The 22,454-nt window shown below is 72.5% G+C and carries 21 protein-coding genes; 12 read left to right on the top strand and 9 right to left on the bottom strand.

What is annotated here, in order from left to right; all coding sequences use genetic code 11:
- Positions 1–12: 12 nt before the first annotated feature.
- On the bottom strand, positions 13–753 hold the full coding sequence (locus ACIPSJ_RS14605) for an SDR family NAD(P)-dependent oxidoreductase (RefSeq protein ID WP_401345868.1): 741 nt from the start codon (positions 751–753) through the stop codon (positions 13–15).
- 107 nt (positions 754–860) lie between these two features.
- Between ACIPSJ_RS14605 and ACIPSJ_RS14610 the strand changes: the two genes are divergently transcribed.
- From ACIPSJ_RS14610 to ACIPSJ_RS14630, 5 genes are read left to right on the top strand one after another with little or no spacing between them, the layout of a single operon-like run.
- Positions 861–1,745: a fumarylacetoacetate hydrolase family protein gene (locus tag ACIPSJ_RS14610; protein WP_355717052.1), complete on the top strand. Its 885-nt coding sequence runs from the start codon at positions 861–863 to the stop codon at positions 1,743–1,745.
- Between the two features lie 7 nt (positions 1,746–1,752).
- Entirely contained in the window at positions 1,753–2,571 is an 819-nt protein-coding gene (locus ACIPSJ_RS14615; protein ID WP_401345871.1) for a fumarylacetoacetate hydrolase family protein, read from the top strand.
- Positions 2,568–3,785, top strand: coding sequence for an amidohydrolase family protein (locus ACIPSJ_RS14620; RefSeq protein ID WP_401345874.1), 1,218 nt, complete (start codon positions 2,568–2,570; stop codon positions 3,783–3,785). Before ACIPSJ_RS14615 ends, ACIPSJ_RS14620 begins: the two co-directional genes overlap by 4 nt.
- Positions 3,782–5,245, top strand: a complete 1,464-nt coding sequence (locus tag ACIPSJ_RS14625; protein ID WP_401345876.1) for a carboxylesterase/lipase family protein — start codon at positions 3,782–3,784, stop codon at positions 5,243–5,245. Before ACIPSJ_RS14620 ends, ACIPSJ_RS14625 begins: the two co-directional genes overlap by 4 nt.
- A 28-nt stretch (positions 5,246–5,273) precedes the next feature.
- Complete coding sequence (locus ACIPSJ_RS14630; protein ID WP_355717062.1) at positions 5,274–5,771, top strand: carboxymuconolactone decarboxylase family protein; 498 nt, start codon at positions 5,274–5,276, stop codon at positions 5,769–5,771.
- Here the strand turns inward: ACIPSJ_RS14630 and ACIPSJ_RS14635 are convergent.
- Positions 5,768–6,499, bottom strand: a complete 732-nt coding sequence (locus tag ACIPSJ_RS14635; protein ID WP_401345878.1) for an alpha/beta fold hydrolase — start codon at positions 6,497–6,499, stop codon at positions 5,768–5,770. The genes ACIPSJ_RS14630 and ACIPSJ_RS14635 overlap by 4 nt on opposite strands.
- Before the next feature lie 154 nt (positions 6,500–6,653).
- On the opposite strand from ACIPSJ_RS14635, the gene ACIPSJ_RS14640 reads away from it, so the two are divergent.
- Positions 6,654–7,394 carry a GntR family transcriptional regulator gene (locus ACIPSJ_RS14640; protein WP_359218810.1) on the top strand — a complete coding sequence of 247 codons (741 nt, stop codon included), beginning with the start codon at positions 6,654–6,656 and terminating at the stop codon, positions 7,392–7,394.
- A gap of 42 nt (positions 7,395–7,436) precedes the next feature.
- Here the strand turns inward: ACIPSJ_RS14640 and ACIPSJ_RS14645 are convergent, their stop codons facing one another.
- Positions 7,437–8,225 carry an SDR family oxidoreductase gene (locus tag ACIPSJ_RS14645; RefSeq protein ID WP_355717068.1) on the bottom strand — a complete coding sequence of 263 codons (789 nt, stop codon included), beginning with the start codon at positions 8,223–8,225 and terminating at the stop codon, positions 7,437–7,439.
- Positions 8,226–8,577: 352 nt separating this feature from the next.
- Between ACIPSJ_RS14645 and ACIPSJ_RS14650 the strand changes: the two genes are divergently transcribed.
- Complete coding sequence (locus ACIPSJ_RS14650) at positions 8,578–9,708, top strand: VCBS repeat-containing protein (RefSeq protein WP_359218814.1); 1,131 nt, start codon at positions 8,578–8,580, stop codon at positions 9,706–9,708.
- A gap of 74 nt (positions 9,709–9,782) precedes the next feature.
- Here ACIPSJ_RS14650 and ACIPSJ_RS14655 read toward each other — a convergent pair whose 3' ends face one another.
- The gene (locus ACIPSJ_RS14655) at positions 9,783–11,414 is read right to left on the bottom strand and encodes a multicopper oxidase family protein (protein ID WP_401345882.1); all 1,632 of its coding nucleotides are present in this window, start codon (positions 11,412–11,414) and stop codon (positions 9,783–9,785) included.
- Positions 11,415–11,637: 223 nt separating this feature from the next.
- Positions 11,638–12,291, bottom strand: coding sequence for an N-acetylmuramoyl-L-alanine amidase (locus tag ACIPSJ_RS14660; protein WP_365691975.1), 654 nt, complete (start codon positions 12,289–12,291; stop codon positions 11,638–11,640).
- Between the two features lie 60 nt (positions 12,292–12,351).
- On the opposite strand from ACIPSJ_RS14660, the gene mnmA reads away from it, so the two are divergent.
- Positions 12,352–13,488 carry a tRNA 2-thiouridine(34) synthase MnmA gene (gene mnmA / locus ACIPSJ_RS14665; protein WP_359218819.1) on the top strand — a complete coding sequence of 379 codons (1,137 nt, stop codon included), beginning with the start codon at positions 12,352–12,354 and terminating at the stop codon, positions 13,486–13,488.
- Here mnmA and ACIPSJ_RS14670 read toward each other — a convergent pair.
- Positions 13,464–13,790, bottom strand: coding sequence for a DUF427 domain-containing protein (locus tag ACIPSJ_RS14670; RefSeq protein ID WP_401345885.1), 327 nt, complete (start codon positions 13,788–13,790; stop codon positions 13,464–13,466). The genes mnmA and ACIPSJ_RS14670 overlap by 25 nt on opposite strands.
- Before the next feature lie 130 nt (positions 13,791–13,920).
- Between ACIPSJ_RS14670 and ACIPSJ_RS14675 the strand changes: the two genes are divergently transcribed.
- Both ACIPSJ_RS14675 and ACIPSJ_RS14680 read left to right on the top strand, forming a co-directional pair.
- Positions 13,921–14,460: a TIGR00730 family Rossman fold protein gene (locus ACIPSJ_RS14675; RefSeq protein WP_359218822.1), complete on the top strand. Its 540-nt coding sequence runs from the start codon at positions 13,921–13,923 to the stop codon at positions 14,458–14,460.
- A gap of 16 nt (positions 14,461–14,476) precedes the next feature.
- Positions 14,477–15,175 (top strand): SDR family oxidoreductase, encoded by a 699-nt coding sequence (locus ACIPSJ_RS14680; RefSeq protein WP_401345886.1) that lies wholly within the window; start codon positions 14,477–14,479, stop codon positions 15,173–15,175.
- Between the two features lie 39 nt (positions 15,176–15,214).
- Here ACIPSJ_RS14680 and ACIPSJ_RS14685 read toward each other — a convergent pair whose 3' ends face one another.
- From ACIPSJ_RS14685 to ACIPSJ_RS14695, 3 genes are all read right to left on the bottom strand, one after another.
- Positions 15,215–16,438 (bottom strand): cytochrome P450, encoded by a 1,224-nt coding sequence (locus tag ACIPSJ_RS14685; protein WP_401345889.1) that lies wholly within the window; start codon positions 16,436–16,438, stop codon positions 15,215–15,217.
- Positions 16,439–16,595: 157 nt separating this feature from the next.
- Positions 16,596–17,798: a cytochrome P450 gene (locus ACIPSJ_RS14690; protein WP_359218828.1), complete on the bottom strand. Its 1,203-nt coding sequence runs from the start codon at positions 17,796–17,798 to the stop codon at positions 16,596–16,598.
- A 239-nt stretch (positions 17,799–18,037) separates the two neighbouring features.
- Complete coding sequence (locus ACIPSJ_RS14695; RefSeq protein ID WP_401345890.1) at positions 18,038–18,748, bottom strand: IclR family transcriptional regulator; 711 nt, start codon at positions 18,746–18,748, stop codon at positions 18,038–18,040.
- Positions 18,749–19,057: 309 nt separating this feature from the next.
- On the opposite strand from ACIPSJ_RS14695, the gene ACIPSJ_RS14700 reads away from it, so the two are divergent.
- Entirely contained in the window at positions 19,058–20,059 is a 1,002-nt protein-coding gene (locus ACIPSJ_RS14700) for a methionine synthase (RefSeq protein ID WP_401345892.1), read from the top strand.
- A gap of 13 nt (positions 20,060–20,072) precedes the next feature.
- Positions 20,073–22,268: an NAD-dependent DNA ligase LigA gene (gene ligA, locus ACIPSJ_RS14705; protein ID WP_401345894.1), complete on the top strand. Its 2,196-nt coding sequence runs from the start codon at positions 20,073–20,075 to the stop codon at positions 22,266–22,268.
- Positions 22,269–22,454: the final 186 nt, after the last annotated feature.

Here is a 22,454-nt window from a genome sequence, read left to right on the forward strand (position 1 = left end):
GATGGGGGGAGTTCAGACGAGCGTCCGCCCGCCGTCGACGTACAGCACCTGTCCGGTGACGAACGCCGCGGCGTCGGACGCGAGGAAGAGCACGGGCCCGGTCAGGTCGGCCGGCCGGCCCAGCCGGCCCGCGGGGACGAGGGACTCCAGGGACGCACGGACCCCCGGCGCCGCGAGGTACTCACGCGTGAGGTCGGTCTCGGTGTAGCCGGGCGCGACCGCGTTGACGGTGACCCCGCTCGCCGCCCACTCCCGTGCCATGACCCGCATCAGCTGGTCGACGCCCCCCTTGGTCGCCGCGTAGGGCGCGTGGTTCGCGTGGGCCAGCAGGCCGGACACGGACGACAGGTAGACGATCCGCCCGTACCCGGCCGGCACCATCACCCCGCCCACGGCCCGCCCCAGCCAGAACGCGCTGTCGAGGTTGACCGAGGTGATCCGCTCCCAGACCTCGTCCGGGGTGTCGAGCACCGGCCGCCGGTCATTGGTCCCCACGGCGTGCACGAACACGTCGACACCGCCGAGCAGGTCCACCGCACGGTCGACGGCGGCCCGGCAGGCGTCCACCGAAGTCAGGTCGGCGCAAAGCCCCTTGACGGCCCCCGAGGCCACCCGGGCCAGGTTGCCCTCGTCGACGTCCAGGACGACCACGGCCGCCCCCGCGTCCGCGAGCTCGCCCGCGACCACCTCCCCGATCCCGCCGGCCCCGGCGACCAGCGCCCTCGTCCCCGTGAAGTCCCATGTCGTCCGCATGGATCGGACGGTAGGTCACCGCACCGATATGTGTCCACACTTTGCACGCCTATTGACGACCAGGCGGGCTCAAGAGAGGCTGTCTGTCGACAGTTTAGGGAGGTCTGATGAAGCTGGTGACGTTCGACGGCGGCCCGGACCACGGACTGGTGGGCCGACTCGACGGAGACACCGTCGTGGAACTGGAAGTGCCCTCCACCCGTGCGTACTTCGAGCGCGAGGGCCAAGTGGGCGAGACGGGACGGACGTTCGCGCTCGCCGACGTCCGGCTCCGCGCCCCGATCGTGCCGAAGAAGTTCTTCCACACCGCGGGCAACTTCCGTGAGCACCACGAGGATCTGGTCCGCGTGGACTGGTCCCACCCGGTCAACAAGGGGATCGTGTTCTTCCAGAACGTGGACGCGATCATCGGCCCGGACGAGCCGATCGTGTACCCGGCGAACCTCACCCGGGAACTGGACTACGAACTCGAACTCGCGATCGTCATCGGCAAGCCGGGCCGGTTCTTCTCCGCCGAGCAGGCCGTCGAGCACATCGCGGGCTATGTCGTCTTCAACGACATCACCGCACGGGACATCCAGCGCCGGGAGATGGAGTCCGGGGTCTTCTCCTTCTCCAAGGCGATCGAGACCTTCTGCCCGGTCGGCCCGTACATCGTCACCGCCGACGAGATCGACGACCCGCACGCCCTGGACATGGAGCTGCGGGTCAACGGCGACGTCCGGCAGAAGTCCGACACCGGCCGGATGTCGGTCTCCATCCCGCAGCTGGTCGCCTACCACTCCCCGCAGACCTACAGCGCGGGCGACCTCGTCACCACCGGCACCATCGCGGGCGTGGCCGCGAGCACCGAGGACCCGTTCGCCAACTACCTCAAGCCCGGTGACGTCGTCGAGGCCGAGATCGAGGGCCTGGGCGTGCTGCGCAACCCGGTGGTCTCCTGGCGCGAGGCGTACGGCGAGGACGAGCCGCCGGCTGAGCAGTGGGTGTGATCGGGACATGCGCATCGCACGACTCGCCGGCCGTCCCGTCCTGCTGACCCCCGAGGGCGCCATCGACGTCCCGGCCTCCCTCGGCGCCGACCTCTTCGCCCGCTGGGACGACCTGCGCCGCTGGTCCGCCGCCGCGAGCGGCGCCCGCCCCTACGACGAGTCCGAGCTTGAACCCTCGGTCCCGGCCCCCCGCCAGATCTTCGCGGTCGCTCTCAACTACCGCCCGCACACCGCCGAGGCGGGCTACGAGGAGCCCGAGGTCCCGCTCGTCTTCACCAAGTTCGCCACCTGCCTCACCGGCCCGCACACCACGATCGCCCTCCCGCCCGGCCATGTCGACTGGGAGCTGGAACTGGTCGCGGTCATCGGCCGCGAGGCCCACCAGGTACCGGAGGAGAAGGGCTGGGACCCGGTCGTCGCGCTCACCGTCGGCCAGGACCTCTCCGAGCGGATCAGCCAACTCGCGGGAAGACCCGCCCAGTTCTCGCTCGGCAAGTCCTACCCGGGCTTCGGCCCCGTCGGCCCCGCACTCGTCAGCCTCGACGAGATCGACGACCCGGACGACCTGGAGCTGACCTGCGAGCTGAACGGCGAGACCGTCCAGCACGACCGCACCGCCCACATGATCTTCCCGATTCCCCGGCTGGTCGCCCACCTCAGCCGGTTCTGCACCCTCCTCCCCGGCGACCTGATCTTCACCGGCACCCCGGCGGGCGTCGGCAACCGCCGGGTCCCGCAGCGCTTCCTGACCCCGGAGGACGAACTGGTCAGCCGGATCGGGGGAGTCGGCGAGATGCGCCACCGCTTCTGGAGGCCGCGCACATGACCCTGTTGTTCACCGGCATCCATGTCTTCGACGGCACGGGCCGAGACCCGTTCCCCGCCCAGGTCCTGGTCGAGGGCAACCGCATCACCGCCGTCGCCGAGCACATCCCACGAGACCTGACCGCCGACGCCCGCGTCATCGACGGAGGCGGCGGCACCCTGCTCCCCGGACTCGTCGACGCCCACACCCACCTCGGCTTCGGCTCCACCGTCGAGCACCTCTCCCGGCGCCGCGACGAACCCGCCGAGGAGAAGGCGCTGCTCGTCGCGCACGCCGGCCGGGTCCTCCTCGACCACGGCATCACCAGCGCCTACTCCGGCGGCAACCGGCTGCCCGGCACGGAGGTCGCCGCCCGCAAGGCCTTCGCCGAGGGCTGGATGCCGGGTCCGCGCCTCAAGGCCGCCTCCTGGGAGGGCAGCGCGGGCATGGTCGAGCCCGGCGTCTACGACTTCCCCGGCATCGACCACCGCGCCTCCGACCCGGAGTCGGTCGCCCGGTTCGTCACCGACATGGCCCGACTCGGCGTCGACATCGTCAAGCTGTCCCTCTCCGGTGAGAGCGCCGTCGTCCAGGGAACCTCCCGGATCGTGCAGTTCACCGACGAGGAGGTGGCCGCCGCCGCGCACACCGCCGAGAAGCACGGCGTCTGGCTCACCGCGCACGCCCACGCCGCCGAGTCGATCAAGATGGCCGTACGGCACGGCATCCGTGCCGTCTACCACTGCACCTTCGCCGACGAGGAGGCCCTCGACCTCCTCCAGGCGGCCCGCGACCGGATCTTCGTCGCCCCGACCCCCGGCATCATCCACGCCAACCTCCACGAGGCCGACAGCGAACCCGAGCCCGGCATGGAGGTCGAGGCCACCCGGGACGCCGTCCGCGCGGTCGTCCCCGAACTGGTGGCGCGCGGGATCCGGGTCGTGCCCGGCGGAGACTACGGCTTCGCCTGGAACCCGGTCGGCCGCAACCTGCGGGACCTGGAGCTGTTCGTGGACTGGTTCGGCTTCACCCCGGCCGAGGCGCTGCGCGCGGCCACCGAGTACGGCGGCCAGGTGATGGGCATGGGGGAGGAGCTGGGGCTGGTCCGGGAGGGGTATCTCGCGGACCTGCTGCTGGTCGACGGCGACCCGCTCGCCGACATCCGGATCCTCCAGGACCGCGACCGGCTCCGGGTGATCATGAAGGACGGCGTGCTGCACAAGGCGGCCGGGTGATCACGACCCGCACCGCACTCGGCCCGCTGGCGGGGGAGTACGACGGTGAGGTGGCCGTCTTCCGGGGCGTCCCGTTCGCCGCACCCCCCGTCGGCGAGCTGCGCTGGCGCCCCCCGCGCCCGGCCGCGCCCTGGGACGGCGAACGCCGGGCCGACACCTTCGGCCCGGCCCCGCTGCAGCCCCAGCCGCCCCGCGACTCGATCATGTACCACGCCAACTTCGCCGACCGGCGGGCGCTGGTGATGAGCGAGGACTGTCTCTACCTGAACGTGTGGACCCCGGATCCGGCCCCCGCCGCCGGGCTGCCCGTGATGGTCTGGGTGCACGGCGGCGGCAACCGCTACGGCCACGGCGGCCAGGAGATCCACCACGGCCGCTCGCTGGCCCGGCGCGGCCTGGTCGTCGTCACCCTCAACCACCGGCTCGGCGCCCTCGGCTTCCTCGCCCACCCCGAACTCGCCGCCGAGGACGACCTGGGCGCCTCCGGCAACTACGGGGTGCTGGACATCGTCGCCGCCCTCACCTGGGTGCAGGAGAACATCGCGGCGTTCGGCGGCGACCCGGGCCGGGTCACCCTCGCCGGCAACTCCGCGGGCGCCGCCCACATCTGCCACCTCATGGCGGCACCGGACGCCCGGCACCTCTTCCACGCGGCGATCGGCCAGAGCGCCTCGGGCATCGGCCGGGCCGAGGGCCCGCTCCCGGACCAGGCCACCGCGCAGAAGCAGGGGCTGCGCTGGGCGGAGGACCGCGGCCTCGGCGTGCTGCGCCGGCTGGACGGCGTCGAACTCGTCCTCAAGGGCCACTTCGGGCCGGTCGTCGACGGCCGGGTCCTCACCGAACCGAGCGACGACGTCTTCGGCGCCGCCCGCCAGCACGCCGTCCCCCTCCTCGTCGGCACCAACGACGACGAGGGCTCGGTGTACGCCTCCCTGGACATCCTGCGCCGGCTGCCCGTCGAGCCCGGCACGGACGAGGTGTACCCGCTGCGCGGCGGCGACGAAGTCCGCCGTACGGCACGGCGGTTCACCGGCGAGAGCCGGTTCGGGTACCCGGTGTGGCACTGGGCGCGCACCCACGCGGCCCTCGCCCCCACCTGGATGTACCGCTTCACCCGGAGACCGCCGCTGCCCGCCGGCCTCCCGCTCGCCCCGCCCCGGGACGGGCTCCCCGACCACGGCGTCCACCACACCGCCGAACTGCCCTACGCCCTGGACACCCTGGACGCCCGCCCCTGGCCCTGGACCGACGCCGACCGTGAACTCGCCCGCACCATGGCCGACACCTGGGCCCGCTTCGTGACGGACCACGATCCGGGCGGGGGCGCGCTGCCCCCCTGGCCGCGGTTCACGGGGGAGCGGGCGATGGTGTTCGGAGGCGACGGCGTGGCGGTCGGTCCGGTGCAACGGCTGGACGCCCTACGGCTGTTGGACCGCGTTCCCCGCCCCCTGCTCGACTGAAGCCCAACGGAACGGAAGGACCCCCCCCATGGCACGACTCCCCGACACCGAAGGCAGCGGCGAGATCGCCGACCGCGTCCGCGCCCGGCGGGGCGGCGGCCTGCATCCGCTGGACCGGATGCTGCTGCACAGCCCGCCGGTGGCCGACGGCTGGAACAGCCTGCTCGGTGCCGTCCGGGGGCGGATGTCGCTGCCCGCCGACCTCCGCGAGCTGGTCGTCCTGCGGATCGCGGTCCTCAACCGGGCGCCGTACGAATGGCAGGCCCATGAGCCCGACGCCCGGCGGGCCGGGCTCGGGGACGAGGAGCTGGCCGAAGTCCGCAAGGAGAAGCCGGAGTTCGACGGGCGGACCGCGCGGGTCATCGCCTACGCCGACGCGATGACCCGCGATGTCCGGGTGCCCGACGCGCTGTTCGACGCCCTGCGGGCCGACTTCGACGACACCGAACTCGTCGAGCTGACGGCGACCGTGGCGGTGTACAACATGGTGTCCCGGTTCCTGGTCGCCCTGGACGTGCGGGCCTAGCCGCTCAGGAAGCGGAGCAGCAGAGGGTTCCACACGTCCGGCCGTTCCCAGTGCGGGTTGTGCCCGGCCTCCGCGACGATGTGCGCCTCCGCGTCCGCGAAGCGCCGTTCGAGGCGGCGCAGTCGCGACGGCGGGCAGTAGGGGTCGGCGTCGCCGGTGATCAGCAGGACGGGGAGGGCGAGGGCCTCCGGGGCATCCGGGGGCAGGGGCGGCGGGGGACCGATGGCGGTGCCCGCGCGGTCGTGGACCGCCCGCCAGGCGGCGACGCCGTCCGGGTTCCCGGCCCGGTACGCGGGGCCCAACTCCCTTGACTCGACGGGCAGGTGGGCGACGGCGTCCGGCACCGGGAGGTCCAGGGCGCTGCCCGAGAGGGTGAGGCCGAGCAGCCGGCCGGGGTGCGCGAGGGCGTGGGCCAGCGCGATCCGGCCGCCGGCCGCGGCGCCGACCACGTGGAAGGCGGTCAGGCCGAGCTGGTCGGCGAGGGCGGACAGGTCGGCCACGTCGTCGACGGCGGCGCCCGTGCCGGCGGCCGAGCCGCGGGCGCCGCGCCGTGAGTAGCCGATGACCCGGTGGCCCGCGGCGGCCAGCACCGGCCGCTGGTACGGCCAGCTCTCGCCGCTGCCGGAGTGCGGATGCAGCAGGATCACGGGAGGGCCGGAGCCGCCGGTGTCCCAGCACCAGAGGCTGCCGTTGCCCGATACTGGCACCCGGTGCTCCGTCACCACCATGCCTCACCGTGCCTCTTGAACCGAACGACGTATCGCTGTCGACAGACTATGGGTGAACGGGGTACTGGGCGGTACGAAAGTGCGATAGTGTCGACACCGTTGTGTCCGCTGTGAACCCGGAACCGGGCCGGACACGGACCAGGGAGGGCGCCGGATGGCCGATCAGGACACCCATGTCGTGCTCGCCCGCCTGCTGCGGCTGCGCGACCGGCGGGAGCCGCTGGTCGCGCAGATCGCCGAGTGGGTGGGCGCCGGGATCATCGAGGGGCGGCTGGCCGCGGGCCAGGACCTCAACAGCGTCGACCTGTCACGGCGGTTCGACACCAGCCGCACCCCTGTGCGCGAGGCCCTGATGGTCCTCGAACAGGAGGGCCTGGTCGAGATGAAGGCGCGCCGCCGGCCCCGGGTCGCGGCGCCCTCGCTCCAGGACATCCGGGACATCTACCAGGTCCGGCGGCAGCTCCTCGCCATGCTCGCCGGCCTCCTGGTGGACCGGGCCACCGACGAGGAACTCGCCGAACTGCGCGGCCGGGTCGAGAAGATGCGCGCACTCGCCGACGAGGGCGACGTGGACGCGTACTTCTGGGGCCATGTGCAGCTCCAGGAGCGGATGACCGAGATCGTCGGCAACGCCACCCTCAAGCAGATCCTCGACTCGCTGGCGCTGCGCACGCTCATGCTCCGCCACCTCAGCCTGACCCGCCCCGGCCGGCTCGCCTACAGCGTCGACGACCAGGAACGGCTGCTACAGGCCTGCGAGGAGCGCGACGGCGAGCTGGCCTCCGCGCTGATCGCGGGCGCGACGGTGCGGGCGCTGCGCTCGGTGGAGGAGCAGATCCAGGAGCAGGAGGCGGGCCGCAAGCCGTCACGTCGGCGGCGCACCCCGTCGACGTGACGGCCCACGGGTCCACGGCCCCCGCTCCGCCCGCCCCCGGTCTCACTTCGCCAGCACCCCGCCGTCCACCGGGAAGTTCCCGCCGGTGACCCACGCGGACTCGTCGGAGGCCAGGTAGACGGCGCACCAGGCGATGTCCTCGGGGGTGCCGACCCTGCCCAGCGGGATCCTGGCCAGCAGGGCCTCCTGGGCGGCGCCCTGGTGCGCGCCGGCCGATTCGGTGGCCGGGGTGCGCACCATGCCGGGGGAGATGGTGTTGGCGCGGATCCCGGCCGGGCCGCCCTCCACGGCCAGCTGCCGGGTCAGGCCGAGCACCGCCGACTTGCCCGCGCAGTGCGCGACCATGCCGAAGGTGCCGCTGCCCCGGAAGGCGTTCACCGAGGCGAAGTTGACGATCGAGCCGCCGCCGGACGCCACCAGGTGCGGCCAGGCCGCCCGCACCGGCAGGAAGACCACGTCGACCTCGCCGCGCAGGGTCGGCGTCCACTGCGCGTCGAAGTCCATCTCCGCCGTGCTCGCCATGTGCGGGGCGATCGCGCCCGCCGTCACCAGCACGTCGATCCGGCCGTACCGCTCGAACACCGCGTCCGCGCAGCTCCGCGCGTCCGCCGGGACCGTCATGTCCAGCGGGGCCATGACCTCGACCTTCACCCCGCGTTCCGCGGCCAGTTTCCGGGTCCGTCCGGCCGCGTCCGCGTCGATGTCGCAGCCGACCACGGTGGCGCCCTGCTCGGCGAAGAGCAGCGCGCAGCCCTGACCGATCCCCGCACCCGCGCCGGTGACGAGGGCGACCTTGCCGGTCAGGCGTTGTCCGGTCCGGGGATCGGTCATGGCGTTCTCCTCGTCGTGTGGGAAGCTCCTCCGCCATGTGTCTAGTGTCGACAGTAGGGCTTGGTCAAGAGGTATTGAGTCATTCACAGTGCAAGGTGTCGACACTGTGCCCTTCTTCGGGCAGACTGCGGGATCAACGGGAAAGGCCGCGCCTGAGGCGCGGACCCTGTGTGTTCGCGTCCAGAGAAGTCACAGGCCGACAAAGGCCGCGGCAAAGGCGCGCACTTTACGTTCCGTTGAACGGCCGGTCACGCGGTGCGCTGCCCCCCTGGAAACCGCGTGACCGGCCCCCCAGCCATCGAGCCGAACTGAGCCGTCCGATGAAATCCCCTGAATGGAAAGGCGGTACGGCATGACCCGGCACATCCGGATGCGGGCCGCCGTGGCCGGCGGGCTGCTGCTCGCCGCCGCGCTGCCGGCGCTGCCCGCCGTGGCCGCCGACGGCGGCTGTGTCCCCGCGTACACCCTGACCGGCTCCGCGACCGCCGCCACCAACACCCGGCATGTGGTCACCGCCGACCTCGACGGTGACGGCGCGCTCGACGTGGTCGCCGCCAACCTCGACGCCGACTCGGTGACGGTCCTGCCGGGCGACGGCGACGGGACGTTCGCGGCGGGCGGCACCTACGCGGTGGGGACCCGGCCGTACCAGACCGTGGTCGCCGACTTCGACGGCGACGGCCGCCCGGACCTGGCGACGGCCGACTTCGGCGGGGCCCAGGTGAGCGTGCTGCTCAACTCCGGTGACGGCACCTTCGGTACGGCCTCGGCGATCGACGTGTCCGGGTCGCCCCGGGCGCTGGCCACCGGGGACCTGAACGGGGACGGTACGGCCGATCTGGTGGTCGCGGAGCAGCAGACCAGCACCGTGCGGGTGCTGCTGGGCGACGGGGACGGCACCTTCACCGACGCGGGCCAGACCGCCACCGGCAGTCAGCCGCACGGTGTGGTCGTCGGGGACTTCGACGGTGACGGCGATGCCGACGTGGCCACCGCCAGCGTGGGCAGCGCGGGAGTGAGCGTGCTGCTCGGCGACGGCACCGGGGCCCTGGGGGCCGCCACCTCGTACGCGACCACCTCCCGGCTCTACTCCCTGGCCGAGGGCGACTTCGACGGCGACGGCAGCCCGGACCTGGCCGCGGTGAGCAACGGTGCCAACACGCTGGACGTGCTGCTCGGCGACGGCGACGGCACCTTCGCCGCGGCCACCGCCTACGCCACGCCCGCGCTGCCGGTCGCCGTGGGCGCCGCCGACCTGGACGGGGACGGCACCACGGACCTGCTGGTCTCCTCGCTGAAGGGGAACTCGGTCACGCCGTACACGGGAGCCACCACGGGCACCCTCACCCAGCTGACCGACGTGCCCGCCACCGGCGCCTACGACGCGACGGCGGCCGACCTGGACGGCGACGGCGTCCGCGACCTCGTGGTGGCGGACAGCACGGGCGGCCAGGTCGATGTGTTCCGGGGGGCCTGCCAGTGACCGGAACCTCACGAACGGCTGCCGCCGGCACTTCCACTGCCGGCGGCAGCCTCCCCGAGAGGCCGGTCCTGCGACTAGCTCTCGGTGACCATGAGGGACGCCATCATCCCCTCGTCCTCGTGCTGCAGGAGATGGCAGTGGAGCATGTACATGTAGGTGTCGTCGGAGAAGTCGGTGAACTCCATCGCGATCTCGATGGAGCCGCCGCCGACCACCTCGTAGGTGTCGTACCAGCCGAGTTCGACGCCGGTCGGATCCTCGCCGTTGATGGAGATCAGCTGGTACGGCACGTCGTGCAGATGGAAGGAGTGCTCCAGCTGCGTGCTGTTCTTGATCGTCCAGATCTCCTTGGACCCCAGCGTGGTGCTGATCATGGCCATGGAGGACATGCTCGTGCCGGCCGAGCCGTTGATCAGCATCGTCGCACCGGACTGGCCCAGGGTGATGGTGCGCGCGGTGAAGTCGCTGGTGTCGTACCGGTCGATGGTCCGCAGTGAGCTGGGCAGGTCGTCCGGAGTGTCGCTGCCGCTCGCGGTGACGGACAGGAAGTCGTACGTGCCGCTGCCGCCGCGGACCCAGCCGGTGGTGATGACCGCCTGGAGGGTGACGTCGTCCGAGAGGTCCATGACCATCTCGGCGCGGGCGCCGGCCACCAGCCGGATCTCGGTGACGTCGGCCGCCGACGCCAGGTAGCCCTGGTCGGTGGCGATCTGGGTCATCGTGCCGCCGTCGCTGCGCTGGATGGTGATGATGTCCGACGGCGAGGCGTTGAGCAGCCGGAACCGGGTCCGGGTCTTGGTCGCGGTGAAGGTGAGGGTGGTGTCGTCGACGTTGGTGCCGTTCACCAGCAGCGGGTAGCTCAGGCCGCTGCTGAGGTAACCGGTCAGGTCGTACTTGATGTCGCCGTCGGCGTCCACGGCCAGGCACTGGAAGATCAGCGGGATGTCGTCCGTGCCGTAGGTGCTGGGCAGGTCGGCGCTGGTGGTGTCGTCGCTGTCCTCGACGATGATCATGCCGGCCAGGCCGTGCACCGCCTGCTTCGCGGTGGTGCCCAGCGCGTGCGGGTGGTACCAGAGCGTCATCGGCTCGTCCTTGACCGTGAAGGTCGGCGACCAGGTCTCCCCGTCGGAGAACGCGACCTGCGGACCGCCGTCCATCTTGGCCGGGACGTGCGCGCCGTGGAAGTGGACCGTGGTGTCCTCGCCCAGGCTGTTGGTGATGTTGAGGACGTTGACGTTGCCCTTGGTCCACTTCATGGTCGGGCCGAGGAACGACTGGTTGTAGCCGGCGGTGGTGCTGGTGACACCGCTGAGCACCTCGGCGCTGCCGGTCTGCGCCTCCAGCGTGAAGGTGGTGGTGCTGTCGGAGGTGGTGCCCTCCAGGAGGTCCGGGACCGACAGGGTGGCGGTGTTGGTCGCGGCGCCGGCCTTGTTGCCGCTCGCGTCGGTCAGCAGGGCGAAGGTCGCGCCGGCCGCGCCGACGGCGCCGAGACCGACCCCGGCCATGCCGCCGAGGAACTTCCGCCGGTGCACGCCCTTGCCGCGCTTGACCGTCGCGGCCTTGGAGTGCTCGGCGTCGGTGACGCGCTCCGCCTTGGAGTGCTCCGGCTTGGCGTGGTCCGTGCCCTTGGCCCGCCGTCGCCTGCCGCGGGTTTCCTGCTCTTCGCTGCCCTCCGCCTCGAAGGCGGGATCTGTGGTGTGGGTCATGGCCCCGGATGTTTGACCTGGGGACTGTGTGAAATCTGAGGCGAAGTTAGGAGGGAACCGGGGTGACTGTGAGGCGGCCATGGACGCTGGTAATGCTGAACTCCCTTGAAAGCAAAAGGAGTTGATCAGGCGCAGCTGGCGCCCCGGGTGCGGGACGCAACGGACACAGGGGCCGCGCAGGGCATGCACATGATAACGATTCAGTCACAGGCGGAACTGGGGGTCAGGCCTGTCCGACCCGCCGGACAAGCCCCATGTACCGCTCCCAGTCCCAGTGCTTCCCCGGGTCGGTGTGGTCCGTCCCCGGCACCTCCACATGCCCGATCACATGCGCGCGGTCCGCCGGCATGCCGTACCGCCGGCATATCGCGGCCGTCAGCCGGGCCGAGGCCGCGTACATCGCGTCGGTGAAGTCCTCCGGGCGGTCCACGAACCCCTCGTGCTCGATCCCCACACTCCGCTCGTTGTACGACCGGTTCCCCGCGTGGAACGCCACGTCCAGCTCACGCACCAGCTGGGTGATCCGGCCGTCCTTGCGCACGATGTAGTGCGCCGCCGCCTGGTGCGCCGGGTCCTGGAAGACCTTCACCGCGCTCGCGTAGGGACCCTGGGTGACATGGACGACCACCCGGTCGATCCGGTAGTCGTCCGGCCGGTCCGCCGTCCGGTAGTTCGCCGGGGACGCCGCCACCCAGCGCGCGCCCCGGAAATCCACCGCGCCCGCCACCCGGGCCTTGCGCACCCCCGGCAGCCGCCAGTACAGCCGCGCCAGCTCGTCCCTGGTCAGCACCGCCGTGCCCACGGCGGCGGCCGCCCCGCCGACCAGCAGCGCCCGCCGCCCGAGCCGCCGGTCCTGATCACCCGTTCGCTCCCCCATGCGATCTCCAACGGATACTCGCGGGCCCCGGTTCCCGCGCCCCCGTACCCTGGAGGGGCTATGACTGACACCCCGCAGCGCACCCGCCCCCTCCGCGTCCTCGCCGCCATGTCGGGCGGCGTGGACTCCGCCGTCGCCGCCGCCCGCGCGGCCGACGCCGGCCACGACGTCACCGGCGTCCACCTCGCGCTCTCCGCGAACCCCCAATCCTTCCGGACCGGCGCGCGGGGCTGCTGCACCATCGAGGACTCCCGCGACGCCCGCCGCGCCGCCGACGTCATCGGCATCCCGTTCTACGTCTGGGACCTCGCCGACCGCTTCCGCGAGGACGTCGTCGAGGACTTCGTCGCCGAGTACGAGGCCGGCCGCACCCCCAACCCCTGCCTGCGCTGCAACGAGAAGATCAAGTTCGCCGCGCTCCTGGACAAGGCGCTCGCGCTCGGCTTCGACGCCGTCTGCACCGGCCACTACGCGAAGATCGTGACCCTCGCCGACGGCTCCCGCGAACTGCACCGCGCCTCCGACATGGCGAAGGACCAGTCGTACGTCCTCGGCGTCCTCGACGAGAAGCAGCTCGCCCACGCCCTCTTCCCGCTCGGTGACACCCTCACCACCAAGGAGGAGATCCGCGCCGAGGCCGAGCGCCGGGGCCTCGCGGTCGCCAAGAAGCCCGACTCGCACGACATCTGCTTCATCGCCGACGGCGACACCCAGGGCTTCCTCGCGAAGCGCCTCGGCAAGGCCGAGGGTGACATCGTCGACGAGACCGGCACCAAGCTCGGCACCCACGAGGGCGCGTACGGCTTCACCATCGGCCAGCGCAAGGGCCTGCGCATCGGCCACCCCGCCGCCGACGGCAAGCCGCGCTACGTCCTCGACATCTCCCCGGTCGACAACACCGTGACGGTCGGCCCCGCCGACGCCCTCGACGTCACCGGCCTCACCGCGATCAAGCCCCGCTGGTGCGGCACCGCCCCCACCGCCCCCGGCGTCTACACCGCCCAGCTCCGCGCCCACGGCGGCGAGACCGAGGTGAGCGCGGAACTCGTCGGCGGCGAACTGCGCGTCACGTTCACCGACCCGGTCCGCGGCGTCGCCCCCGGCCAGGCGATCGTCCTCTACGACGACACCCGCGTCGTCGGCTCGGCCACGATCGCCTCGACCGTCCGACGTCAGCCGGTGACCTCCACCTCGTAGAAGCACAGGTGGTCCTTGATCTGGGCGACATCGGCCTTCGGCTCGGGGTACGCCCAGACCAGGTCCGGCGCGTCCGGCAGGGACCAGTACGACGCGGTCCCCTTGAAGGGGCAGACGGTGTGCGTCTCGGAGGCCGTCAGCAGATCGAGCCGGACGTCCTCGGCGGGTATGTAGTAGCGCGGGGGACAACCGGTCTCGTGCAGCACAAGCGCCCGGTCGCTCTCGGCGAGAACCAGACCGCCGTGCGTGACACGGACGTGCTGGTCGCTGTCTTCAATGGTGATCGTGTGTCCTGAGGCCATATAAGGCTGACGCCGACAGACGTCGACTTGTTCCCGACACTCAGCGCAGCGCCCCTTCAGGGGCGCGGGGAACTGCGCGACCAGCCCCCACCCACCCGCAGCCGCGAAACGACTCTCCTACCCTGAACGCATGCGAATCTGTGTCTTCCTCTCCGCGGCAGATCTCGACGACCGCTACACCCGCCCCGCCAGAGACTTCGCGAAACTGATCGGCAAAGGCGGCCACTCCCTGGTCTGGGGCGGCTCGGACACCGGTCTCATGAAGGTCGTCGCCGACGGCGTCCAGGAAGCCGGCGGCAAGCTGACCGGCGTCTCCGTCGGCTTCCTCGCCCACAAGGCCCGCCCCGGCGCCGACGAGATGGTCATCGCCGCCGACCTCGCGGAACGCAAGCGCCTCCTCCTGGAGAAGTCCGACGCCGTCGTGATCATGGTCGGCGGCACCGGCACGCTCGACGAGGCCACCGAGATCCTGGAGCTCAAGAAGCACGGCCACACCGACAAGCCCGTGGTCCTGCTCAACACCGCCGGTTTCTACGACGGCCTCAAGGAACAGTTCCGCCGCATGGAGGCGGAGGGCTTCCTGCCGCGCCCCCTGTCCGAGCTGGTGTTCTTCGCCGAGGAACCCGCCGCCGCGCTCGCGTACCTGGAGGCGGACCCGAGCGCCCGCTGATGCGAGCATGGCCCTCATGGCAACTCATGTGATCACCGGTGCCGGTTCCGGCATCGGCGCCGCCGTGGCCCGCCGTCTGCACGCGCGCGGGGACGAACTCTTCCTGCACGCGCGCGACGCGGGCCGCGCGAAGGAACTGGCCGCCGAGTTCCCCGGCGCCCGCACCCTCGTCGGCGACCTGGCGGACCCCGACAAGCTCTCCTGGGCGTTCTCCCACCAGTCGCTCCCGGACCGGGTCGACTCGCTGCTGCACATCGCCGGCGTGGTCGACCTGGGCGGGATCGGCGAGCTGACCCCGAAGTCCTGGCGCCACCAGCTCAACGTCAACCTGATCGCACCGGCCGAGCTGACCCGCCACTTCCTGCCCCAGCTCCGCACCACCCGCGGCCATGTGATCTTCGTGAACTCCGGCGCCGGCCTCAGCGCGCACGCCGGCTGGTCGGCGTACGCGGCCTCGAAGCACGGACTGAAGGCGCTGGCCGACTCCCTCCGCCAGGAGGAGCACGGCAACGGCGTCCGGGTCACCTCGGTCTACCCCGGCCGCACGGCGAGCCCGATGCAGGCCAAGGTCCACCAGCAGGAGGGCAAGGAGTACGACCCCGCCCGCTGGATCGACCCGGAGTCGGTCGCGACCACGATCCTCACGGCGCTCGACCTGCCGGCGGACGCGGAGATCAACGACCTGACCGTGCGCCCCGGCCCGCTCCCTGGCTAGCACCACGGGCCTGGCCCGGCGCGGCGCGGCGCGGCGCGGTCAGCGCAGAGCCAGCCGGCCGCGGAAGTTCTCCGGCACCGGCGCGAACCTCAGAGCCATGGTGACCGTCTCCGGCCGGTCCACGGTGAGCCGGTAGCGCGTGCACAGCAGGTGGCACAGAGCCATCAGCTGGACGATCGCGAGGTTCGCGCCGACGCACTTCTTCGGCGCCCAGCCGAACGGCACGTAACTGGCGCGGTCCGCCGGTCCGTGCGGCGCGCCGGGCAGGAAGCGGTCCGGGTCGAAGACGTCGGGCCGCTCCCAGACCCGCTCGTCGCGGTGGATCAGATGCGGGCTCAGCAGATACCACTGCCCCGGCTCCAGCCGCGTGCCGCCCAGGTCGAACCCGAGTGTGGAGCGGCGCACCAGCAGCAGCGGCGGGCTCCACATCCGCAGCACCTCCTTCACGAACCGGTGCGTCACCGGCGCCGCCCGGGTGGGCGTCGTACGGAACTCCACCGGGTTCACGGCGCCCAGTTCGGCCTCCAGCCGGCGCTGCCACTCCGGGTGCCGGACGAACTCGTACAGGAGGCTGGCGAGGGCGGTTCCGGGCGGGCCCCCGATGGCGGTGAGGACGGTGGTCACCACGTCCAGCGCGCGGTCCATGCCCAGTTCCGGCAGCAGGTCCACGAACGGGTCGGCGAGGTCCGGCTCGCGCCCGCGCCGACCGCGGGCGCGCTGCCGCAGGACCCGGCGCACCACCAGCCCGGCCCGCACCTGGACGGCCACGTGCCGCAGCTGGTGCAGGACACCGCCCGGCACGGGCGACACCAGCCGCGCCAGCTTCATCTCCAGGTCCCGGCGCACCACTTCGGCCTCGCCCGCGGTGAGCCCGCCGAGCGCGACGGGCAGCAGCGAGCGCAGCGCGAGGTCCTGCATCAGCAGGGTCAGGTCGGTGTCCTGCCCGGCCCGCGCGTCCAGCACCCGCTCCATGCGGCCGATCAGCAGTGCGTGCTGCTCCGCCGTCGCCAGGGCGTGCAGCTGGGTCAGCCAGGTGGCGCGGATCCGGCTCCAGCGCACCTCGGGGCTGCGCCGCCGGCGCACCATGTCGACCAGGCGGTCGTGCAGGACGAACCGGTGCCAGTTCGCGGCGCTGACCCGGCGCGCCGCCTCCGGCTCGAAGACCCCGAGCCGCTGGTCGTCGACCCAGAAGATCCCCTCCTCCTGGGCACTGCGCAGCCGCAGGGAACTCAGGAAGTCCTCGGGGTGCTGCGGGGTGGTCATCGTGGGCGTCCCCTCCTGGGGGCGCGGGGAGCCGGCCGTACGGCGCCTCCCCGCGCCGGGCCGGTCAGATGTGGTGGTACAGGTACCAGAACTGCCCGTACGAGCGACGGACGTTGAGGACCGACTTCGTCTTGAGGTACAGCGCGCGCATGCTGGTTCACCTCCTCTCGGGACAGCCGTCGGGACGGCTCAGCACCGCGGTGAACCGCGGCGGAGCCAGCGCCGGACCCACCTGGGGCCCGCCGCCGTCAGAGGTGACCGACACCCGCCAGTCACGGGTCAGGAGTCCGACGAGGTCCTCCAGCAGCCGTACGGTGACGGTCGCGCCGGCGCAGGTGTGCGGACCGTGCCCGAACGGCAGGTAGGCCCCGTCGGGCGCGCCCTCGGCCCAGCGCTGCGGGAGGAACTCGTCGGGCCGCTCCCAGTGCCCGGGATGCCGGTGCACCAGATAGCTGCACACCATGAGCCGGTCCCGGGGCGTGACACGGGTCCCGCCCAGCTCCTGCGGCCGGGCCGGGGTGCGGGCGAACAGCCAGGCCACCGGCCACAGCCGCAGCGCCTCACGGACGATCCAGCCCGGTTCGGCCGCGGCCCGGTCCGGGTGCGTGCCGAGGAGCAGGACCGCCCAGCCGAGCGCGAACCCGACCGACCCGACGGTGGCGAACAGGAACGACAGATAGACCTCGACCAGCTCCGCGGGGTCCGCGTCCGGACCGCCCCCGTCCACGACGACGTCGAGCAGGTCGCGCGGTTCCGCCGGGCCGCCGGGTGGGCGCGGCGCCCGCTGCCGGGCGCGGACCTCGGTGCGCAGGACGCGCAGCGCGCGGCGGCGGAACAGCAGCCGGGACGGGGCGGGGCGGCGCCGCCGGGCACCCGCGAGGACCGCGCGGGTGACGATCGCCGCCACGGTCGTGCGCAGGTGCGCCGGTGCCTGCGGGTGCAGCAGCACCTCACGCAGGTGCCGCTCGACGAGCCGGTTCCCGGCGTCCGGCCACTCGCTGCGCGGCGCCAGCGACTCGGCGACGAGGCCGGGCAGTTCGGCCCGCCGTTCCCGCAGATGACGCTGGATCAGGCCGCGGGCCGCGCGGCCGATGGCGATCTGCGCGGAGCGCGGCCCGAAGACCCCGTGCCGGTGGTGGTAGAAGTCGGAGGTGTCCGCCACCACGCCGTGCCGGTTGCCCAGCACCGCGCGGGCCGCCTCGGGTTCGGCCACGCACACCGCGCCGCCCAGCGCCGAGCGCCACACGTCGGGCCCGCCGCCGAACTCCGCCGTCAGCAGGGCCAGCGGGTCGCGACGGCCGTCGGCCGGACCGGCGCCTACACCGTTGCCGGTCACGGGACGTGCGGACGACGACGTCATGGGTGTCCTCCCTGAGGGGTGCCGGGGACCGGCGCCGGGGCGAGCCGCCGCAGACCGGGGCTCCGGCACTTGGCGCCTCGGTCCGCGGACCCAGCCTGGGGGGCGGACCCCGCCCTGTCGCCGGTCGTGCCGTTGAGCGGAACGGCGACCGCGACGTCCGGGGCCCGAGGCCCAAGGTCCGGCGTCCGGGTTCGGGGTCCGAGGCCCGGTGTCCGGGGTGCGGGGTGCGGGGTTCGGGGTCAGTGGTGGCGGCCGAGTCCCGCCGTGATGGCCGACGCCGCGCGCCGGGCCGTGTCGGCGAGGCGTTCGAGGCGGTGGTCGGGGCCGGTCAGCACGCTCAGCGCCGCCACCGGCACGCCGTCCGCCGTGTACACGGGCACGGCGGCACAGCACACGCCGGTCAGCACCTCCTCGTGGTCGTAGGCGGCCCCGGACTCCCGGATCCGCCGGGCCTCCTCCGGCCAGGTCCGGGGCAGCGGGCCGGGTGCCGCTCCGGGACGGACCCAGGCGGTCAGGACCTTGCCGGCCGCCGTGTACCAGGGCCAGACCGGCCGGTCGTCGGGCAGCGGACGCGGCACGTCCGCGGTCGTCGTCCAGTCCAGGACCAGCGTCTGGCCCCGGTGCAGCACGGCGAGTTCGGCCGTCATGCCGGTGACGGCCGTCAGCCGCCGCAGCGGCCGCCGGGCGGCCGACCGCAGGCCCGGATACGGCTGCCAGCCCTGGCCCAGCCGGAACATGCCCGGTCCGATGCGGTAGCGGCCCGCGCTCCGTTCTACGGCGCCCAGTTCCGTCAGCTGGTCGAGCAGCCGGTACGCGGTCGTCTTGGGCAGACCGCACACGGCGGCCAGCGCGCTGACCCCGACGTCCTGCTCCTGGTCCAGGGCGTTCAGCAGGGCGAAGGCGCCTTCCAGGACACCGCGTCCGGCCGCCGCCGACAGCGGTCCGGCCACAGCCGCCGACTGCCCGGGCCGCCCCGGCCGTTCGGACGAAGGTGCCGAGGCCGTCGCGGTCGCACTCTCCGATCGATGCACGTGTCAACCCCCGTTTTCACGTGTGAACCCCGTCCGGTCGCCGGTCGGGGTGTGGTCATGAGCGCCACCCGCCGACGAACCGGCGCGAAACCGCCCGGACCAGGGTGGAGGCCGTGCATGGGCCGAATATTTGTCGAAACGTTGTCGCCCGGCCCGACGAGGTCATGGGACACCGCACACCCGGTGCCGCCCGCACACCGCGCCTCCCGCCCCGCTTAGGCTCCTCACGTGAACGCAAACACCGTCTTCGGCGCTGCCACCGGCGTCGGCTCGCTCCCCGGCACCGACGCCCGGGAGGCCGCAAAGACCGCGACCGGCAGCTTCGAGGACTTCCCCTTCCTGCCCGAACTGCCCGCCCGCGGCCCCGGCGCCGACATGATCGGCCGTACCGCGGGCCTGCTCGTGGAGCTGTACGCGCGCGTGGAGCCCAGCGGCTGGCGGATCGGCGACCGGCCGGGCCGGGACACCCGGCGGGCCCGCTCCTGGCTGGGCGAGGACCTGGACGCGCTGGAGGAGTTCACCCAGGAGTACGAGGGCCCGCTCAAGGTGCAGGCGGTCGGCCCCTGGACGCTGGCCGCCGCCCTGGAGCTGCGCAACGGCGAGTCGGCGCTCTCCGACCCCGGCGCCTGCCGGGACCTGGCCGCCTCCCTCGCCGAGGGCCTGCGGCTGCACCTCGCCGACGTCCGCGCCCGGATCCCCGGCGCCCACGTGGTCCTCCAGCTCGACGAGCCGTCCCTCACCGCCGTGCTGCGCGGCCAGGTCAGGACGGCCAGCGGCTACCGCACCCACCGGGCCGTGGACCGCCAGGTCGTCGAGGCCACCCTGCGCGAGGTGGTCGGCGTCCATGCCGACGGCCCGGTGGCCGTGCACTCCTGCGCCCCCGACGTCCCCTTCGCGCTGCTCCGCCGGGCCGGCGCCGCCGCCGTCTCCTTCGACTTCTCGCTCCTCACCGAACGTGACGAGGACGCCATCGGCGAGGCCGTCGAGGGCGGTACCCGGCTGTTCGTCGGTGTCGTGCCCGGCACGGACGCCGCATTGTCAGACCCTGCCGGTAGCGTCATGGGTGTCAGGACGCTGTGGCGCAGGCTGGGGCTGCGGCCGGGGCTGCTCGCGGAATCCGTCACGGTCACCCCGTCGTGCGGACTCGCGGGCGCTTCCCCCGGGTACGCCCGGCAGGCGCTCGCCCACTGCGTCCGGGCGGCGAGATCTCTCGCGGACAACCCAGAGTAACGGGAGGAACACGGTGGCCGGCGACCAGCAGCAGGCTCAGACGGCGGTGCCCGCCGAGGCACGGGAGAAGCACGCGCGGCTCGCCGAACAGATCGAGGAGCACCGCTTCCGGTACTACGTGAAGGACGCCCCCGTCGTCAGCGACGCGGAGTTCGACACCCTCCTCAAGTCGCTGGAGGCGCTGGAGGACCAGTACCCCGAGCTGCGCACGCCCGACTCGCCGACCCAGAAGGTCGCGGGCTCGTACGAGACGGAGTTCACCTCGGTCGAGCACCGCTCGCGGATGATGTCGCTGGACAACACGTTCAACGACGACGACCTCGCGGCCTGGGCCGAGCGCGTCCACAAGGAACTGGGCGACCAGGAGTACCACTTCCTGTGCGAGCTCAAGGTCGACGGCCTCGCCGTCAACCTCACCTACGAGCACGGCCGCCTCGTCCGCGCGGCGACCCGCGGCGACGGCCGCACCGGCGAGGACATCACGCCCAACGTCCGTACGATCGCGGAGATCCCGGACCGGCTGCACGGCGAGCAGGTCCCGGACCTGGTCGAGATCCGCGGCGAGGTCTACTTCCCGATGGAGAAGTTCGCCGAGCTCAACGAGCGCCTGGTCGCCGCCGGTGACAAGCCGTTCGCCAACCCGCGCAACGCGGCGGCCGGTTCGCTGCGCCAGAAGGACCCGCGGGTCACCGCCTCCCGCCCGCTGCACATGGTCGTCCACGGCATCGGCGTCCTGGAGGGCTTCGAGGGCCTGAACCGGCTCTCCGAGGGCTACGCCCTGCTGAAGACCTGGGGGCTGCCCACCTCCCCGCACAACCGGGTGGTCGACGACCTCGACGGGGTGCGGGAGTTCATCGCCTACTACGGCGAGAACCGGCACTCCGTGGAGCACGAGATCGACGGTGTCGTCGTCAAGCTCGACGAGATCCGTCTCCAGGGGCGGCTGGGCTCGACCGCGCGGGCGCCGCGCTGGGCGATCGCCTACAAGTACGCGCCGGAAGAGGTCAACACCAAGCTCGTCGACATCAAGGTGGGCGTCGGCCGCACCGGGCGGGTCACCCCGTACGCGCAGGTCGAGCCGGTCACGGTGGCGGGCAGCGAGGTCGAGTTCGCCACCCTGCACAACCAGGAGGTCGTCAAGGCCAAGGGTGTGCTGATCGGCGACACCGTGGTGCTGCGCAAGGCCGGTGACGTCATCCCGGAGATCCTCGGCCCGGTCGTCGACCTGCGGGACGGCACCGAGCGGGAGTTCGTGATGCCGGCCGAGTGCCCCGAGTGCGGCACCCCGCTGCGGGCCATGAAGGAGGGCGACATCGACCTCCGCTGCCCCAACGCCCGCACCTGCCCTGCCCAGTTGAGGGAGCGCGTCGCCTATCTCGCGGGCCGCGAGTGCCTGGACATCGAGCACTTCGGCGGGGTGGCCGCGGCCGCCCTCACCCGGCCGCTGGAACCGGCCGACCCGCCGCTGGTCGACGAGGGCGACCTCTTCGACCTCACGGTGGAGAAGCTGCTGCCCATCAAGGCGTACGTGCTGGACCCGGACAGCGGGCTGCCCAAGCGCGACCCCAAGACCGGCGAGGAGAAGGTCGTCACGGTCTTCGCCAACCAGAAGGGCGAGCCCAAGAAGAACACCCTCGCCCTCCTGCAGACCATCGAGGAGGCGAAGACCCGCCCGCTCGCCCGCTTCCTCAACGGCCTGTCCATCCGGCACGTCGGACCGGTCGCCGCGCAGGCGCTGGCCCGCGAGTTCCGCTCCATCGACCGCATCGAGCAGGCCACCGAGGAGGAGCTGTCGAACATCGACGGCGTCGGCGGCATCATCGCGACCGCGCTCAAGGAGTGGTTCGCGGAGGAGTGGCACCGCGAGATCATCCGAAAGTGGAAGGCCGCTGGAGTCCCGCTGGAGGACGAGTCCACCGGCGAGGACGAGGGACCGCGTCCCCTGGAGGGCCTCACCGTCGTGGTGACCGGAACCCTGGAGCACCACACCCGGGACGGCGCCAAGGACGCACTGCAGAGCCGCGGGGCCAAGGTGACGGGCTCGGTGTCCAAGAAGACGTCGTTCGTGGTCGTCGGTGACAACCCCGGATCGAAGTACGACAAGGCGATGCAGCTGAAGGTCCCGGTTCTGAACGAGGACGGATTTGTCGTCCTTTTGGAGCAGGGACCGGACGCCGCGGCCGAAGTAGCCCTTCCGACCGAGGAGTAGCGGTTGAAGGCCACCCGTTCGGCGCATACCAGATGCATACGGGTGGCCGGGGCGCAATCGGGCAACCGTCGACGACCGCTGCCCGTGAAAGCCTTCTGCGGCCTACTGTTGGGATGTGCGCCTGCCGTGCCCAGCTGCGGTCGGGGCATTCCCGTGCTCTGACGGGCACGGACCGCATGGCGTGGG

Source organism: Streptomyces sp. NPDC090088, assembly GCF_044747345.1.
Lineage (GTDB): Bacteria > Actinomycetota > Actinomycetes > Streptomycetales > Streptomycetaceae > Streptomyces.

Bases quoted from the DNA above. Each gene is read 5' to 3' on its own strand.
- ACIPSJ_RS14675 (WP_359218822.1), top strand. From the start codon at position 13,921: ATGCGAATCTGTGTCTTCCTCTCCGCGGCAGATCTCGACGACCGCTAC.
- ACIPSJ_RS14690 (WP_359218828.1), bottom strand. From the start codon at position 17,798: ATGACGTCGTCGTCCGCACGTCCCGTGACCGGCAACGGTGTAGGCGCC.
- ACIPSJ_RS14610 (WP_355717052.1), top strand. From the start codon at position 861: ATGAAGCTGGTGACGTTCGACGGCGGCCCGGACCACGGACTGGTGGGC.
- ACIPSJ_RS14630 (WP_355717062.1), top strand. From the start codon at position 5,274: ATGGCACGACTCCCCGACACCGAAGGCAGCGGCGAGATCGCCGACCGC.
- ACIPSJ_RS14655 (WP_401345882.1), bottom strand. From the start codon at position 11,414: ATGACCCACACCACAGATCCCGCCTTCGAGGCGGAGGGCAGCGAAGAG.
- ACIPSJ_RS14615 (WP_401345871.1), top strand. From the start codon at position 1,753: ATGCGCATCGCACGACTCGCCGGCCGTCCCGTCCTGCTGACCCCCGAG.
- ACIPSJ_RS14680 (WP_401345886.1), top strand. From the start codon at position 14,477: ATGGCAACTCATGTGATCACCGGTGCCGGTTCCGGCATCGGCGCCGCC.
- ACIPSJ_RS14670 (WP_401345885.1), bottom strand. From the start codon at position 13,790: ATGGCCTCAGGACACACGATCACCATTGAAGACAGCGACCAGCACGTC.
- ACIPSJ_RS14640 (WP_359218810.1), top strand. From the start codon at position 6,654: ATGGCCGATCAGGACACCCATGTCGTGCTCGCCCGCCTGCTGCGGCTG.
- ACIPSJ_RS14660 (WP_365691975.1), bottom strand. From the start codon at position 12,291: ATGGGGGAGCGAACGGGTGATCAGGACCGGCGGCTCGGGCGGCGGGCG.
- ACIPSJ_RS14645 (WP_355717068.1), bottom strand. From the start codon at position 8,225: ATGACCGATCCCCGGACCGGACAACGCCTGACCGGCAAGGTCGCCCTC.
- mnmA (WP_359218819.1), top strand. From the start codon at position 12,352: ATGACTGACACCCCGCAGCGCACCCGCCCCCTCCGCGTCCTCGCCGCC.
- ACIPSJ_RS14620 (WP_401345874.1), top strand. From the start codon at position 2,568: ATGACCCTGTTGTTCACCGGCATCCATGTCTTCGACGGCACGGGCCGA.
- ACIPSJ_RS14650 (WP_359218814.1), top strand. From the start codon at position 8,578: ATGACCCGGCACATCCGGATGCGGGCCGCCGTGGCCGGCGGGCTGCTG.
- ACIPSJ_RS14605 (WP_401345868.1), bottom strand. From the start codon at position 753: ATGCGGACGACATGGGACTTCACGGGGACGAGGGCGCTGGTCGCCGGG.
- ACIPSJ_RS14685 (WP_401345889.1), bottom strand. From the start codon at position 16,438: ATGACCACCCCGCAGCACCCCGAGGACTTCCTGAGTTCCCTGCGGCTG.
- ACIPSJ_RS14635 (WP_401345878.1), bottom strand. From the start codon at position 6,499: ATGGTGGTGACGGAGCACCGGGTGCCAGTATCGGGCAACGGCAGCCTC.